We start from the raw sequence: 15,582 nt of genomic DNA on the forward strand, positions 1-15,582 counted from the left end.
GAAAGCAACAATCCATACCCACCCCACCCCAACGGAGCGAGTCTTACGAGCGACCCGTTCGCGGCCGTCTCGCGTCCGAGCGGTCGAAGCGAAGCGACGAAGTCGCCAGTCTCGACCGCTCGGACGCGAGACACCGGGGGCCGCGAACCCGCGGCCCCCGGGCCGCCGAAAATCAAGCCCGTACGAGGCTGTCCAGTACCGAAAGGAATAGCCCCATACCGTCATCACTCGGCCCGGTCAGCGGCTCGGTGGCGTGTTCCGGGTGCGGCATCAACCCGACGACGCGCCCGTTGGCCGACGCGATCCCGGCGATTCCTCGCTGCGATCCGTTGGGGTTGTCTCCGGCGTACCGGAATACGACCCGCCCTTCCCCTTCGAGTTCGTCGAGTACCTCGGTCGACGCCTGGTAGCGCCCTTCTCCGGATTTCAACGGGATCAGGATCTGCGCACCGGGTTCGTAGCGTGAGGTCCACGCCGTATCCACCGATTCCACCTTCAGCCATTCGTCGCGGCAGATGAAGTGCAGGCCGTCGTTGCGGGTCAGCGCGCCCGGCAGCAGACCTGCTTCGCAGAGCACCTGGAAGCCGTTGCAGATGCCGAGGACCGGCAGTCCTTGGCGCGCGCCTTCGACGACTTTGCCCATGACGGGCGCGAAGCGGGCGATGGCGCCTGCGCGCAGGTAGTCACCGTAGGAGAAGCCGCCGGGTACGACGACGGCGTCGACCTGTTTGAGGTCGGCGTCGGCGTGCCAGAGGTTGACCGCTTCGGCGCCGGATCGGCGCACCGCGCGGGCGGCGTCGACGTCGTCGAGGGTTCCGGGGAAGGTGATGATTCCGATCCGCGCGCTCATGAGACGCGGACCACCTTCCACTCCTCGATGACGGTGTTGGCGAGCAGGGCTTCGGCGATCTGCTCGAGTTCGGCGTCGCTGACGCTTTCGTCCACATCGAGTTCGAATCGCTTGCCCTGCCGTACATCCGAGACTCCGGCGAATCCCAGACGCGGGAGCGCACCGGCGATGGCCTGTCCTTGCGGATCCAGGATCTCGGCCTTCGGCATCACCTCGACCACGACCTTTGCCACGCGTTGCTCCTCAAGTGGTATTCGGGGGGTTACCAGCGAAATCCTAGTCGCCGTCGGCGTCCCGACACCGTGCGGGGTCGGGTGAGAAGCGGCACGCTGCCAATAGCATGGGTCCATGCGAATAGCTCACTTCGGCCACTCCTGCATCCTGGTCGAGCTGCACGGTAGGAAGGTGCTGTTCGATCCGGGCAATTTCTCGCACGGATTCGAGGGCATCACCGGTCTGGATGCCATCGCGGTGACCCATCAGCATCCCGATCACATCGATCCGCAGCGTATCGAGGCTCTGATCGACGCCAATCCGGGCGCGCGGCTGTTCTCCGATCCGCAGACGGCGGCGTTGCGCGGGGAGGCGTGGGAGGCGGTGCACGCGGGCGCGGTCGTCGAGCTGGGCGATCTGCGGATCACCGGTGGCGGCGGCAGGCACGCGGTGATCCATCCCGATATCCCGGTGATCGACAACACGGTCTTCCAGCTCGGCACCGCCGACGACCCGGCACAGCTGGTCCATCCGGGTGATTCGCTGTGGGTGCCGTCGACACCGGTCGGTGTGCTGGCGATTCCGGCGGCGGCGCCGTGGATGCGGATCAGCGAGGCCGTCGACTATCTGCGCGCGGTCGCCCCTCGAATCGCCGTGCCGATCCATTTCGGCGTCGTCGCGCCGGAAGCCAGGGGTATATATTTCGGGCGTCTGTCGGAAATGGGTCCGGCCGGAACGGAATTCACCGCGATCGATGCCGAGCGCGAGCGCGAGTTCGCGACCTAGGTCACGGTCCGAGGGGCCGGTCCCAGCTGCCGTCGGCGCCGTATCGGGTGAGGAAGAGGACCTCGGCCAGGGCGATGTGCTCGATTTCGGTGGGATCGACGCTTTCGTTGGGGGCGTGGATCCGGCAGCGCGGTTCCTCGACGCCGAGCAGCATGATCTCGGCGTCGGGGTAGGTGTTCGCGAAGACCGTGCACAGCGGGATGGAACCGCCCTGCCCCTGGGTGGTGGCGGGCTTGCCGTAGGACGCGGCCAGCGCCTCCTCCATCGCGGTGCGGGCCGGTCCACCCGATCCGGAACGGAACGGCGCGCCGGTGGCCTCGGGTGTCACGGTGAGTTTCGCGTGCCACGGCGTATTCGCGATCAGGTGGGCGGTGAGCGCCTGGAGTGCCGTGTCCGGGTCGATTCCGGGCGGGATGCGCAGATTCAGGCGGGCGCGGGCCGACGGCTGGATCGCGGCGGACGATCCGAGGACCTTCGGCGCGTCGATGCCGAGCACGGTCAACGCGGGCCTGGCCCAGAGCATGTCGGCGATGGTGCCGTCACCGGTCAGGCCGACACCGCCGAGCACACCGGCGTCGGCGCGGAAGTTCTCCTCCCGATACTCGACTCCCGGCCATTCCTGGTCGGCGGGTAGGCCCGCGATCGTCGTATTGCCACGAGCGTCGCGCAGTGTGGCGAGCAGGTGGATCAGCGCGGCGAGCGCGTCCGGCGCGGCTCCCCCGAACATGCCGGAATGCACGGGTCCCGCGAGGGTTTCGACGGTGACGACGACGGTGACGTTGCCGCGCAGGGTTTCGGTGAAGGTCGGTATGCCGACGGCGACATTGCCGCTGTCGCAGATCAGCAGCGCGTCGGCGCGCAGCAGGTCGGCGTGCTCGGGCACGAAGGCCTCCAGCCCGCCGGTGCCCTGTTCCTCGGACCCTTCGGCGACCAGGGTGATGCCGACCGGGAAATCGTCGCCGCATACCTCGCGCAGGGCGCGCAGCGCGGTCAGGTGCATGACGATATTGCCTTTGCAATCGGCGGCGCCGCGCCCGTACCAGCGGCCGTCGCGTTCGGTCAGCGTCCACACGGGGGTGCGCCATGCGCCGCTGTCGAGCGGGGGCTGCACGTCGTAGTGGCAGTACAGCAGCACTGTCGGCGCGCCGGGCGGCGCGGTTCGACGGGCCACGACTGCTTTGCTGCCGTCCCTGGTCTCGTGCAGTCCGACGTCGGTGAGCCCGACCCCGGCGAAGGCGTCGGCGACCCAGTGGGCGGTCCGCTCGCATTCCTCGGCGGGGAACTGTCGCGGATCGGCCACCGATTTGAACGAGACCAGCTGCGTGAGATCCTCTTTCGCCCTTCCCATCAGCGCGGAGATCCGGCCGCGCAACTCGGCGGTGTGCGGATCGTCGGAAGTCATGTCGTCACCCTCACGTCGTGGTCTGCTCCGGTTTCGATTCTGCCGCGCCGCCGGGTATTCGCCGAGCCCGGATTTACTCTGGCACGGACCGCGCGGTACGACGCTTCGATTCGCCGGACCGTGCGGTCCGTGTCGCAGGCAGCGTTCGAGCGATGAATCGGCAAATACGGCCGACGACGCCGGGTACACACCGCGTCGGCCGGGAAATCGCCCGATTGATGTGAATAGCCATCATTTGGCAACATATCTTGTGGTATTGATACTCAAGCAAGACAATCAATTTCATCGAGTCTCGTGCACTACGCACGGAACCGGCAAATATTTTCCGCCAACGCGCCCTGGAGGCGAGATGCCCGAAGATATCGAAGCCGATGACCTGTTCGCCATGGCCGCGCTACAACACGGCGCACCCCGCGCCGGATTCCCCGACAAGGAGATGTTCGCGCAGGTGGCCTACCAGCTCGTTCACGACGAATTACTGCTCGACGGGGTTTCCCGGATGAATCTGGCGACCTTCTGCACCACCTGGACCGACGACTACGCCCGCAGGCTGATGGCCGAATCGATGGACAAGAACATCGTCGACAAGGACGAGTACCCGCAGACCGCCGAGCTCGAGAAGCGCGGCGTGCGGATGGTCGCCGATCTGTGGAATGCTCCCGATCCGGCCACCGTCCTCGGCACATCGACCATCGGTTCCAGCGAGGCCGCCATGCTCGGCGGGCTGGCCGCCAAATTCCGCTGGCGAGCGCGCGGCGGACAGGGCACACCGAATTTCGTCTGCGGGCCGGTACAGGTGTGCTGGGAGAAGTTCGCACGGTACTTCGACGTCGAGATCCGCCAGGTCCCGTTGCGCGATGACCATTACATGATGCGTCCGGAAGATATCGCCGCCTACTGCGACGCGAACACCATCATGGTGGTGCCGACCTTCGGGCAGACCTTCACCGGCCTGTTCGAGGACGTCGCCGGTATCAGCAGGGCACTCGACGATATCCAGGCCGCCACCGGCGTCGATATCCCGATGCACGTCGACGCGGCCAGCGGCGGTTTCCTCGCGCCGTTCTGCGCACCGGACCTGGTCTGGGATTTCCGCTTGCCCCGGGTGAAATCGATCAATGCCTCCGGCCACAAGACCGGTCTGGCCCCGCTCGGCGCGGGCTGGGCGATTTGGCGTGAACCGGCCGACCTGCCGGAGGAGCTGATCTTCAACGTCGACTACCTCGGCGGCGCGATGGCCACCTTCAATCTCAACTTCTCCCGCCCCGGCGGGCAGGCCATCACCCAGTACTACGATTTCATCCGGCTCGGCCGACGCGGCTACACCCGCGTGCAGAGCGAAATCTACCGGGTCGCACAGTATCTCGCCGAAGGGCTGGAGGCGACCGGACTGTTCGACATGATCCACGCGGGCGATCCGAACCTCGGTATCACGGCGGTGTCGTGGCGGTTGCGCGGTGAGCAGAACTTCAATCTCTACGACCTGTCGGACCGGCTGCGCAGCCGTGGCTGGCTGATCGCCGCGTATCCGCTGCCCGCCGACCGGGGCGAGGAGACGATCATGCGCGCGGTGATCCGGCACGGATTCACCCACGACATGGTGGAGTTGCTACTCGCCGATATGGACCGCTGCCTGACCGTGCTGTGTAAACACGCGCTCGGCCTGTCCAGCGCCGAGGCGGGCGGATTCACCCACAGCGCCACCGCGGCCGTGCCGATCGAGCAGGTCGCCCCCGTCCGCTGATCGCGTCCGACGACGCCGCACGTCGCCGCCCGTTCACGCCTGTACCGGGCGGCGACGCCGATCGGGCGTCAGCTGGGTGATCCCGACCGGATACACCCGCGACATTCCCGACCACACCGCACAGGGCGGCGTCTCTCACGCCGCCCGAGCGGCGGCGAACGGCTCCCAGCGATATACCTCGCTGACGGCGCCGTAGTAGCGGGCCAGATCGACGGCGTCGACCATGGCCTGACGCGGACCCGAGCGCTGCAATTGTGCGGCCGAGACCGCCAGGCGCAGGATGCCGCCGCGTCGCGCGGTCCTCGCCGCGCCCATCACCAGCGCACGGCACCACCAGGGTTCCGCCCGGAAACCCTCGCCGATCCCGTACACCCTGGCGCGCTGCGCGGTGTTGCGTTCCAGATCCAGTACCGAGGTGAGGCCGAGCGCGAGCCGGAATCCCACGGACGGCAATGCCTCGATGGCTCCCGCCGAGGCGTCCCAGCGGGGCGCGGCGAACAGCCGGGTGCGCAATTCGACCTGTTCCATCACCCGATCCGCCGCGGTCAGCCGCAGCCGGGCCTCGTGCCCGGGCAGCGTGGCGAATTCCGCGCGACGGCTCTTGGTCGCGGCCTGGTCGTAGCCGTGCAGCACGATGGCATCACCCCTGGCCCGCCGCCCGCGCAGCCAGGATTGCGTCGCGGGATCGTCGGCGAGGCGGTACTTGCCCTTGAGCCGGGGCGCGACCAGCAGCGAGAGACGGATCTCGCGCCGGTCCATCTCGGCGGCGAATTCGATCGCGGCATCCCGGGTGGTGTCCCGGATCCCCGACACGGACACGATCAGCTCGGCGTTCATGGATCAACGGTGTCAGGTCCGTGTGTCGCCGACGTGCAGCGAACGTGACATCACGACGAACTCCCCGTCACGGTCCGCGCCGAGGGGTCGGCGCGGGCTTCGAACCCGCGCCGCCGGTCGGACTACTCGCCCGACAGGCCGAGGGTGTCCAGCACCCAGGCGTATTCGAACCCGACTTCCTTCCACTTCTCGTACCGGCCGCTGACACCGCCGTGACCCGCGCTCATCTCGGTCTTCAGCAGCAGCGGGGAATCCCCGGTCTTGGTCACGCGCAGTTTGGCGATCCACTTGGCCGGCTCCACGTAGAGCACGCGGGTGTCGTTCAGGCTGGTGATCGCCAGGATGGCGGGATAGTCCTTGGCCTCGACATTCTCGTACGGGGCGTAGGACTTCATGTAGTCGTAGACGTCCTTGTCCGCCAGCGGGTTGCCCCACTCGTCCCATTCGATGACGGTCAGCGGCAGGGAGGGATCCAGGATCGAGGTCAGCGGGTCGACGAACGGGACGTTGGCCAGGATGCCCGCGAACAGTTCGGGCGCGAGGTTGGCGACCGCGCCGACGAGCAGCCCGCCCGCGCTACCGCCATCGGCGATCATCCGATCCGCGCCGGTGACGCCGGAATCGATGAGATGCCTTGCGCAGGAGACGAAATCGGTGAAGGTGTTCTTCTTGGTGAGGGTTTTCCCGTTCTCGTACCAGAGTCGGCCCATCTCACCGCCGCCGCGCACATGCGCCACCGCGAACACCATGCCGCGATCGAGCAGCGACAGCCGCGACACCGAGAAGGACGGATCCATACTCGCCTCGTAGGAGCCGTACCCGTAGAGCAGCAACGGTTTCGGACCCTCGGGCAGACCCTTCTTCCGCACCAGCGAGATCGGGATCCGGGTGCCGTCCTCGGCCAGCGCCCAATCGCGGTGCTGCTCGTAATCGTTCGCGTCGTAGCCGCCGAGCACCGGCTGTTCCTTGCGCAACAGCAGCACCCCGGTGGCGGGGACGTAGTCGAACACCTGGGTCGGGGTGATGAAGGAGGTGAGCCCGATCCGCAGCGTCGGCTGCTTCCATTCCGGATTCGAGCCGGAACCGACCGAGAACAGTTCGAGGTCGAATTCGAGTTCTCTGCGCTCGCCGTAGCCGGTCTCGGTCAGCGGCCAGATCGCGACCCTGGTCAGCGCCTCGCGGCGGTAACTCAGCACGAGGTGATCGGAGAAGGGGTCGATATCCTCGAGCCGCACGTCGTCGCGGTGCCCGATCAGCAGGGTCATATTCGACGGATCGGCGACAGGGGCGTCGGCCAGCACGAAATTCTGCGCCTTCACCCCGTCCACGACATCGTTGTGCAGGATCAGGAACCGGTCCTCACCGGCGATCACCGCGTGTTCGGCGGAGTATTCGACGCCTTCGCGACGTTCCAGGATGACCCGGAACTCACCCTCCGGATTGTCGGATTCCAGGACCCAGCCCTCGGTGGTGATCTTGGATCCGACCCAGATCATCAGGAACTTCTCCGAGCGGGTGGCCCCGATACTCACCCAATAGCGCTCGTCGGGCTCGTGGAAGACCTTCGCGTCGGCCTCCGTCGCGGTGCCGAGACGGTGCCGCCACACGGTGTCGGGACGCCACGATTCGTCGACGGTCTGATAGAAGACGTGGGTGCCGTCCAGCGACCAGGTCGCGCCCGGCGCGGTGCCGACGATCTCGTCGCCGAGCAGTTCGCCGGTGCCCAGATCCTTGAAGCGCAGTGTGTAGCGCTCGTCGCCGACGGTGTCGACCGAATAGGCCAGCAGGGTGCCGTCGTGGCTGAGGGAGAACGCGCCGAGCGCGAAGAAGTTGTGTCCTTCGGCGAGCACATTGCTGTCGAGCAATATCTGCTCGCCCTCGACCTCGGTGCCCACTTCCAGTTGGGGCGGGGTCCACGCGTCGATGCCGTCGGCATTCGCGTCGATCGGGCACCGACAGTGCACGCCGTACTGTTTGCCCTCGAAGCTGCGCGAGTAATACCAGTACTCGCCCATCCTGGTCGGCACCGAGAGGTCGGTCTCCTGGGTGCGCGATTTGATCTCGTCGAAGATCGTGTCGCGTAGGCCGCCGAGATGCGCGGTCCTGGCCTCGGTATAGGCGTTCTCCGCCTCCAGGTAGGCGATGACCTCGGGGTTTTCCTTGTCCCGGAGCCATTCGTATTCGTCGACGAAGACGTCGCCGTGATGGACCCGCTCGGTCGGCACCGTCTTGGCGATCGGCGCCGCCACCACACTCTCGACAGACATGCGGTCCACCCTACTGTTCCCCGGTCGCGCCCTCCGGGCGACGAGCGAACTCCGCGTCACCGCGGGCTCGACGCCACTAGGCTCGCCGAATGCGCACCCATACCGTCGTTCGCCTCGCCGCGACCGCCGCGCTGCTGCTGTCTGCGGTCGGCTTCGGCGCCTTCGCTCCCGCCTCCGCCTGTGCCTGCGGCGGGGTGGTCAGTCCGGGCAATACGGCCACCGTGCACGACGAAGTGGCGCTGGCCGGATGGGACGGACGCCGCGAGACGATCGTGATGCGACTGGCCCTGGAGTCCGGCACCGACCACGCCGCGCTGATCGTGCCGACACCGTCCCCGGCGCGGGTGAGCGCGGGTTCGGCGCAGACCTTCGCCGAACTGGCCCGCGTGACGGCGCCGGAGATTGTCACCGAACGGCACTGGTTCTCCGGTGACGGCGGCGGCGATACCTCGGCCGCGGCCCCGCCCGGCAGCGGACCGACCGTGGTGGAGCAGGTCAGTCTCGGACCGATCGAGGCGACCACCCTGTCCGGCGGCAGCCTGGACGGATTGCGGAACTGGTTGGGCGCCAACGGCTATGCGATGCGACCCGAGGTGACCGCCAGCCTTGACCCCTATCTGCGCGAGAACTGGTCGTTCGTCGCCGTCAAACTCACCGGCGCCAGGACGCTGACCGGCGCGCTCGACCCGATTCGGCTCGCCTTCGACTCCGATCGTTTCGTGTACCCGATGCGGATGTCGAGCGCGGCCGAGGATCCGCAGACGGTGCGTCTCTACCTGCTCAGCGATCACCGCGTGCGGCGGGTCGACGCCGACGCGGACACGCAGTACAACAATGTCGAATTCGCGGGCAGGGTAGAGGATTTCGAGGACCAGGACCTGAAGGACCTCGCCGCGGGCGGTCACGACTACCTGACCGAACTCTCCGTCGGCATCCACCGGCCGGACGCGATCAGCACGGATTTCGCCTTCGCCGCCGCCCCCACCGACGATGCCTACCGTCAGCGCATTATCGCCACCGAATACGTCGAGATGTTCGGATTCCCCGCGGGCACAGTCATTCTCGGTGCGGCCTCACTCGCCGCGGCGGTGGTGCTCGTGGCCGTCGTCCGCGTGGTGCGACGAAACCCCTGAGCGCCGATCGCGAGCTACGCCCCGATGGCTGGGCCGATGGTCGGCCACGAGGCGTGCAGTTTGTCCTGCCAGTAGGACCAGGAGTGGGTTCCGGTGGGACTGTATTCGATCCTGGCCGGGATGCCGAGTGAGCGCAGGCGCTGGTCGAAGGCGACGGTGCAGGTGTTGATGCCCACCTCGACCGGGCCGCCGAGGATGATGTTCTCGGCCAGTTGCGGTTTGATCTCCGCTTCGTGCGGACCGGGCACTCCGGTACCGGTCGACAGATAGATCGTCTTGCCGCGCAAGCGATCTGCCAACAGCGATGGATCGTGTTCGGCCCACGCCCTACTGCCCGGCGGACCCCACATATTGCCGGGGTTGCCGCCGCGATTGGCGATGGAGAACATCACCGCGCCGGTCGCGAGGCCGGTGTCGGGGCACGCGCTGTAACCCGCGACCGCGCGGTACAGCTCCGGATTGCGCGCGGCGAGAATGAAAGCCGCGTTACCGCCCATGGACAGTCCGCCGATGGCGTTGACACCGTTGCCGTCGAATTCCGCGTCGATGATCGGCGGCAGTTCACGGGTGAGGAAGGTTTCCCACTTGTACCGGCCGAAATGCGGATCGTCCTGCTGCCAGTCGGTGTAGTAGCCCGCCTGGCCGCCCACCGGCAGCACCACGTTCAGATTCTTGCCCGCGAAGAACGGTTCGGCGTCGGTGGCGTTGAGCCAGGTGCTCTGTCCCACGCCGGGATCGAGGCCGTCGAGCAGGTAGTAGGACGGACGCCCGCCGCCACCGGCCGGGTGCAGCACATCGACCTGAATGGTGCGTCCCATCGCGGGTGAGTCGATGTACACCTCGGACCTCGTCGGGCTCACATCGTCGATCCGGACGATCCGCGCGGCGGTGGCCGTCGCCGGTTGGGCGACCACCGGCCCGAGCAGCGCCCCCACGATAAACAGCATCGAGACAGCAAACTTTGAAAGTCGCACGTCCCACCTCCATCAACAACGCTCTGACGACCTCAAACGTAACTCGAGCTACGAAATCACGGGCGAGAATCAGCCAGAGAGCGTCTGTTCAGCAAACTTCCTGGTCCGTAAACAATCGACGGAAACACCGGGCGCGGCCGGACGTCAGCCTCGTCGTTCGAGCGCGCCCCGGATGGAACCGGCGAGATAGTCGAGGTCGACGCGATGCGGACTGGTCGGGCGACCGCGCAACCCGAAGCCGTCGCCCGCCGTGCGCGGGATGACATGCAGGTGCACATGGAATACCTCCTGCCCGGCCAGCACACCGTCGGCCAAGAAGAAGTTAACCCCATCGCAGCCGACCTCGCTATCCCGTAGCGCCGCCGCCAGCAACTGCCCCACCTTGAACAATTTTCCCCCGACCTCGGGATCGAGTTCGGACAGATCGCGGGCGGCCACTTTCGGCACGACCAGCAGATGTCCCGGCGTCATCGGGCGAATATCCATGAATGCCAAGACGTCCTGGTCCTCGTACACCGTGGACGCGGGCGCACGCCCGGCGACGATTTCGGCAAAGATCGTGTACGGATTCACCCCGGCACCCTAACCCGGACCGCGCCGACGACGCGTGGATGCGCCATCGGCACGGAAACCGTGATGCCGCTAGAGAATCGGCGACGGGGTGTAGCGCGCCGCCTCGGGGTAGCTGTCGACCAGTTTCTGCACGGTGGCGACCACCTCGCCGACCTGCGCGGACGCCGCGCCGATGAACGCCGATCGGTCGGCGAGCGCCGCGTCGAGTCCGGCGCGGTCCAGCGGAAAACGGGCGTCGGCGGCGAGACGATCCAGCAGATCGGGTTCGCGGCCCTGTTCGCGCATGGCCAACGCCACCGCCACCGCGTGTTCCTTGATGACCTCGTGCGCGGTCTCCCGGCCGACACCCGCGCGCACCGCCGCGATCAACATCCTGGTGGTCGCGAGGAACGGCAGGTAGCGGTCGAGTTCGCGGGAGATCACGGCCGGGTAGGCCCCGAATTCGGCGAGCACGGTCAGGAAGGTCTCCATCATGCCGTCGATCGCGAAGAAGGCGTCGGGCAGCGCGACGCGACGCACCACCGAACAGAAGACGTCACCCTCGTTCCATTGCGCGCCCGCGAGTTCGGCGGCCATCGAGGCGTAACCGCGCAGGACCACCTGAAGGCCGTTGACCCGCTCGCAGGAACGCGTGTTCATCTTGTGCGGCATCGCCGAACTACCGACCTGGCCGGGCTGGAAACCCTCGGTGACCAGCTCGTGCCCGGCCATCAGCCGGATCGTGTGCGCGAACGAGGACGGGCCCGCGCCCACCTGGACCAGCGCCGAGAGCACGTCGTGGTCGAGCGAGCGCGGATACACCTGACCGACGCTGGTCAGCACGGTCGCGAAACCGAGATGACGGGCCACCTGATGTTCCAGGGCGGCCAATTTGTCCGCGTCGCCGTCGAGCAGATCGAGCATGTCCTGCGCGGTACCCATCGGCCCCTTGATCCCGCGCAGCGGATACCGGTCGACGAGTTCGCGCACCCGGCTCAACGCGATCAGCAGTTCGTCGGCGGCCGACGCGAAACGTTTGCCGAGTGTGGTGGCCTGAGCCGCGACATTGTGCGAACGCCCCGCCATCACCAGCGTCTGATACTCGGCGGCACGCTCGGCCAGCCTGGCGGCGATCGCCACACCGTGCGCGTGCACGTGTTCGAGCGACAGCCGGATCTGCAACTGCTCGACGTTCTCGGTGAGGTCGCGGCTGGTCATGCCCTTGTGCACGTGTTCGTGCCCGGCCAGCGCGTTGAACTCCTCGATACGGGCTTTCACATCGTGGCGGGTGACCCGCTCGCGCTCGGCGATCGAGGCCAGATCGACCTGGTCGACGACCCGTTCGTAATCGGCCACGACACCGTCCGGGATACCGACGCCGAGCTCGGACTGCGCACGCAGCACCTCGAGCCACAGCCGCCGCTCCAGCACGATCTTGTTCTCGGGGGACCAGAGGTGTACCAGCTGGGGACTGGCGTACCTGGTGGCGAGGACGTTGGGAACCAGACTCACGATCGCACCTCGCTGACGCTCGGATCCTTCGCGCACATGCGCCCTGTCCCTACGGTTGGCTCCCCTGAGGATGACCCACTGCGCTCGCTCACGTGGCGTCAGTCTAGTGCCCGGAAGCGATCCACTTGCTGGGGCGTCGCCGGAGCGACGATATCGATGACTTCGAGCAGTGCGCCACGGGCCATCCGCCGCGGTTCCGGATCCATCTCGCTCAGCGCCGCCACCACCGCGCCGTCGACCACGGCGACGAGTCTGCGCAGCTGTTCGGGCCGGACCGTGCGGTCGGAGCGGCGGAGTACCTCGGCCAGGAGTTCGTCGAGTTGCGCGCGCAGGCGTAACTGCACGCCGCGGAGCTCGGGGTGGCGCGCCGAAGCCACCGAGCGCTCGTAGCGAGCGATCAGCTGTCCGCGCGCGGCCTCGTCGGCGCCGATCAACAGATCGAGCACCAGGTCGACGGTCGCCTCGGCGCCACGCCGGCGATGACTCACTTCGCCGATGCGGCGGCGCATCGTGTCCAATTCGGCGTTGCCGCTGAATTCGACCGCACGCGCGATCAGATCCTCGAGGGACTCGAAATAGTAGGTCGTCGACGCGAGCGGCAAATCGGCCCGCGTCGCGACCGAACGATGCCGTACCGCATCGAATCCGCCTTCGAGTAACAACTCGGCGGCGGCCGCTACCAGAGCCTGGCGACGCCGTTCGCCTTTCGGGGTCGTCGCGGTTATCACCGTGCCATCGTGCCAGTCATCATCAGTTCATTCCGTGCGAAATCGTGAGGGGAAACCCAGCTACCGATTTTCTACCCCATCGGCAGGCCCCGTGGGACGGTCTGTGGAAAGTTGTTGCAGTACTTGACCTTCGACTACCGGCATCGAGACCGCGTCAGCCGTCCAGATAACGGCCGAGTCGGGTCAACGCCTCTTCTATATCCGCGGTCGCTCCAGCAAACGAGAAGCGAACTGTTCGGTGACCCGAGACGGTGTCGAAATCGATGCCGGGCGCGAGGGCGACACCGGTGTGCTCGAGCACTCGCGCGCACCACGCGAGCGAATCATCGGTCAGATGGCCGATATCGGCGTACGCGTAGAACGCGCCGTCCGCCGGGGCGAGATCGGTGATGCCCAGTTTCGGCAGTCCGTCCAGAAGTAGCCGACGGTTCGCCGCATAGCGTCGAACATGTCCGTCCAGTTCGGTTTTCGCGTCCGCGCCGAAGGCGTGCAACGCCGCGTACTGCGAAATCGCGGGCGGACACACCGTCATATTCGACGCGAGCCGCTGCAACGCCGGACGCAGATCGGCCGGGGCGAGCATCCAGCCCAGACGCCAGCCCGTCATCGAGAAATATTTCGACACCGAGCCGATCACCACGGACTCGCGCGAGGTCTCCCACGCCGAAGCGGTGCGGTCACCCGAGGCCGTCGTCTCGTAGGTGATGCCGTGATAGATCTCGTCGGAGATCAGCAGCGTCCCGTTCGCCCCGCACCAGCGAGCCAGCGCGGCGAGTTCGTCCGGGGCGATCATGGTCCCGGTCGGATTCGCCGGACTGGCCACCACCAGGCCCGCCGGCGGTTCGGGCAGCGCCTCCAGCATCGCCACCGTCGGCTGGAACCGGGTCTGCGCGCCGCAGTCCAGTTCGACCACCCGGCAGCCGAGCGCGGCCAGACTGTTGCGATAGGCCGGATAACCGGGCCTGGCCACCACGACGGTGTCACCGGGGTCGAACGCCGCGAGGAAGAGGAGGGTGAACGCGCCGGAGGATCCCGTCGTCACCACCACCTCGTCCGGATGGACCGGATGCCCGTAGGTCCGGCTGTGATGGTCCGCGATCGCCTCGCGCAACGGCAGAATGCCGAAAGTCTCGGTATAGCCCAGTAATTCGGAATCTATGGCGACCTTCGTCGCCCGCAGCACCGGGGCGGGCGCGGGCGTCGAAGGCTGCCCGGCCGCCAGCACCAGCACGTCACCGTGTGTTCGCGCGCGCTGCGCGGCTGCCTTCCATACATCCATCACGTAGAAAGGTGGGATGTTCGACCGGCGAGATTCTCGAGACACGAGAAAGACGGTAGACCCTCGCACCCGGCGGCCCCTCGCCCGTGCCCGACGTGCCACACACCGTGCCCGCATCGTTTACCCAGCGGATCGACGAGGCTAGGGTTTGCGTAATGCTCGAAAAAGCTCGCCGCCTCGAGAAGGCTCGCCGCGTGGGGCTCGAACGAGTACGCGCCGCGGGCCGACCAGGCGTCATCGAGCAGGATCGGCGCGCCGCACCGGCCCGGCTGCGAGCGATCGTCACCGGATCGTTGCGCCGAATCGAGACCCGACTACACGAACTGCGTCGCCGACCACGTCCCGACCTTCGCGAACTGTGGCAACGACAACGTGACCGCGACTACCGCGCCCTCCTGATCCGGCACCGGGTACTCCTCGCCGGAATACTGACTGTCGCGCTGTTCGCCACCGCCGACTCCCCCTTCACCTGGGGAGTCACCGAACGCACCCCAGGCCCGCAGGAAGCCCAGCGCGTCGCCTTCGCCTATCCCCAGCAATTCCAATCGACCCCGCCCTCGGTGCGGCGCTACCTCAACGCCATCGCCAACGGCGAACGCATCCGCGAACAAGCCGTCGTCGCGGCCGCCGCCCGCGCCACCCTCGAACGCGCCAGAGCCGAAGCGGCCGCCGCCGTCGCCGGTGAACGCCAGCCCTGGATGACCTCCGGCACCATCCCGCTGTCGCCCGGCTCGATCCTGCCCGGCGCGGGCGGATTCGTCCTGCCCGCCATCGGCGCCTTCACCTCCGGATTCGGTTCCCGCTGGGGCACTTTCCACGCGGGCATCGATATCGCCGCCCCCATCGGCACCCCCATCTACGCCGTCGCCGCCGGCACCGTCATCGACGCGGGCCCCGCCCAGGGCTTCGGCCTGTGGGTACGCATCAGACACGACGACGGCACCATCACCGTCTACGGCCACATGTACGACTTCTTCGTCTCCGTCGGCGAACGCGTCCCGGCCGGTATGCAGATCGCCCGCATGGGCAACCGAGGCGACTCGACCGGCCCCCACCTGCACTTCGAGGTCATCCAACAGGGACAACACATCGACCCCGCCGCCTGGCTCGCCCAACGCGGCCTAGGTTTGTAGGCGGCTGTGATATTGGCGGCCGGGGCCGCGGGTTAGCGGCCCCCTTTGTCTCGCGTCCGAGCGGTCGAGACTGGCGACTTCGTCGCATGTGCTTCGACCGCTCGGACGCGAGACGGGCCGCGAACAGGGCGCTCGTAAGACTCGCGCCAGTGGTGGTGGGCGTTGATTGCTG

General features: G+C 67.2%; 14 protein-coding genes. 4 read left to right on the plus strand and 10 right to left on the minus strand.

What is annotated here, in order from left to right; translation table 11 throughout:
* Positions 1-172: 172 nt before the first annotated feature.
* The gene (purQ, locus tag JZ792_RS38225) at positions 173-850 is read right to left on the minus strand and encodes a phosphoribosylformylglycinamidine synthase subunit PurQ (protein WP_216917781.1); all 678 of its coding nucleotides are present in this window, start codon (positions 848-850) and stop codon (positions 173-175) included.
* Entirely contained in the window at positions 847-1,083 is a 237-nt protein-coding gene (gene purS, locus JZ792_RS38230; protein ID WP_109525213.1) for a phosphoribosylformylglycinamidine synthase subunit PurS, read from the minus strand. Before purS ends, purQ begins: the two co-directional genes overlap by 4 nt.
* A gap of 115 nt (positions 1,084-1,198) precedes the next feature.
* Between purS and JZ792_RS38235 the strand changes: the two genes are divergently transcribed.
* Positions 1,199-1,849, plus strand: coding sequence for an MBL fold metallo-hydrolase (locus JZ792_RS38235; protein ID WP_216917782.1), 651 nt, complete (start codon positions 1,199-1,201; stop codon positions 1,847-1,849).
* A gap of 1 nt (position 1,850) precedes the next feature.
* On the opposite strand, the gene JZ792_RS38240 is transcribed toward JZ792_RS38235, so the two are convergent.
* Positions 1,851-3,251, minus strand: coding sequence for a dipeptidase (locus JZ792_RS38240; protein WP_216917783.1), 1,401 nt, complete (start codon positions 3,249-3,251; stop codon positions 1,851-1,853).
* A 349-nt stretch (positions 3,252-3,600) separates the two neighbouring features.
* On the opposite strand from JZ792_RS38240, the gene gad reads away from it, so the two are divergent.
* Complete coding sequence (gad, locus tag JZ792_RS38245; RefSeq protein ID WP_216917784.1) at positions 3,601-4,995, plus strand: glutamate decarboxylase; 1,395 nt, start codon at positions 3,601-3,603, stop codon at positions 4,993-4,995.
* A gap of 135 nt (positions 4,996-5,130) precedes the next feature.
* Here the strand turns inward: gad and JZ792_RS38250 are convergent, their stop codons facing one another.
* Positions 5,131-5,832 carry a DUF2334 domain-containing protein gene (locus JZ792_RS38250; protein WP_216917785.1) on the minus strand — a complete coding sequence of 234 codons (702 nt, stop codon included), beginning with the start codon at positions 5,830-5,832 and terminating at the stop codon, positions 5,131-5,133.
* A gap of 122 nt (positions 5,833-5,954) precedes the next feature.
* Positions 5,955-8,099, minus strand: a complete 2,145-nt coding sequence (locus JZ792_RS38255; protein WP_216917786.1) for a S9 family peptidase — start codon at positions 8,097-8,099, stop codon at positions 5,955-5,957.
* Positions 8,100-8,188: 89 nt separating this feature from the next.
* On the opposite strand from JZ792_RS38255, the gene JZ792_RS38260 reads away from it, so the two are divergent.
* Positions 8,189-9,232, plus strand: coding sequence for a DUF2330 domain-containing protein (locus JZ792_RS38260; RefSeq protein WP_216917787.1), 1,044 nt, complete (start codon positions 8,189-8,191; stop codon positions 9,230-9,232).
* 14 nt (positions 9,233-9,246) lie between these two features.
* Here the strand turns inward: JZ792_RS38260 and JZ792_RS38265 are convergent, their stop codons facing one another.
* From JZ792_RS38265 to JZ792_RS38285, 5 genes are all read right to left on the minus strand, one after another.
* On the minus strand, positions 9,247-10,179 hold the full coding sequence (locus tag JZ792_RS38265; protein WP_216917788.1) for an alpha/beta hydrolase: 933 nt from the start codon (positions 10,177-10,179) through the stop codon (positions 9,247-9,249).
* 171 nt (positions 10,180-10,350) lie between these two features.
* Positions 10,351-10,779 carry an HIT family protein gene (locus JZ792_RS38270; RefSeq protein ID WP_216917789.1) on the minus strand — a complete coding sequence of 143 codons (429 nt, stop codon included), beginning with the start codon at positions 10,777-10,779 and terminating at the stop codon, positions 10,351-10,353.
* A gap of 69 nt (positions 10,780-10,848) precedes the next feature.
* Positions 10,849-12,270 carry an adenylosuccinate lyase gene (gene purB, locus JZ792_RS38275; protein ID WP_109525205.1) on the minus strand — a complete coding sequence of 474 codons (1,422 nt, stop codon included), beginning with the start codon at positions 12,268-12,270 and terminating at the stop codon, positions 10,849-10,851.
* Between the two features lie 98 nt (positions 12,271-12,368).
* Positions 12,369-12,998: a TetR/AcrR family transcriptional regulator gene (locus JZ792_RS38280; RefSeq protein ID WP_109525204.1), complete on the minus strand. Its 630-nt coding sequence runs from the start codon at positions 12,996-12,998 to the stop codon at positions 12,369-12,371.
* Between the two features lie 154 nt (positions 12,999-13,152).
* On the minus strand, positions 13,153-14,322 hold the full coding sequence (locus JZ792_RS38285; RefSeq protein WP_216917790.1) for a pyridoxal phosphate-dependent aminotransferase: 1,170 nt from the start codon (positions 14,320-14,322) through the stop codon (positions 13,153-13,155).
* Positions 14,323-14,432: 110 nt separating this feature from the next.
* Here JZ792_RS38285 and JZ792_RS38290 point away from each other — a divergent pair, with 110 nt between their 5' ends.
* A complete protein-coding gene (locus JZ792_RS38290; protein ID WP_216917791.1) occupies positions 14,433-15,410 on the plus strand; it encodes a M23 family metallopeptidase in 978 nt (325 codons plus the stop codon).
* The last annotated feature ends 172 nt before the right edge of the window (positions 15,411-15,582 follow it).

Source organism: Nocardia noduli, assembly GCF_019038455.1.
Classification (GTDB): domain Bacteria; phylum Actinomycetota; class Actinomycetes; order Mycobacteriales; family Mycobacteriaceae; genus Nocardia; species Nocardia noduli.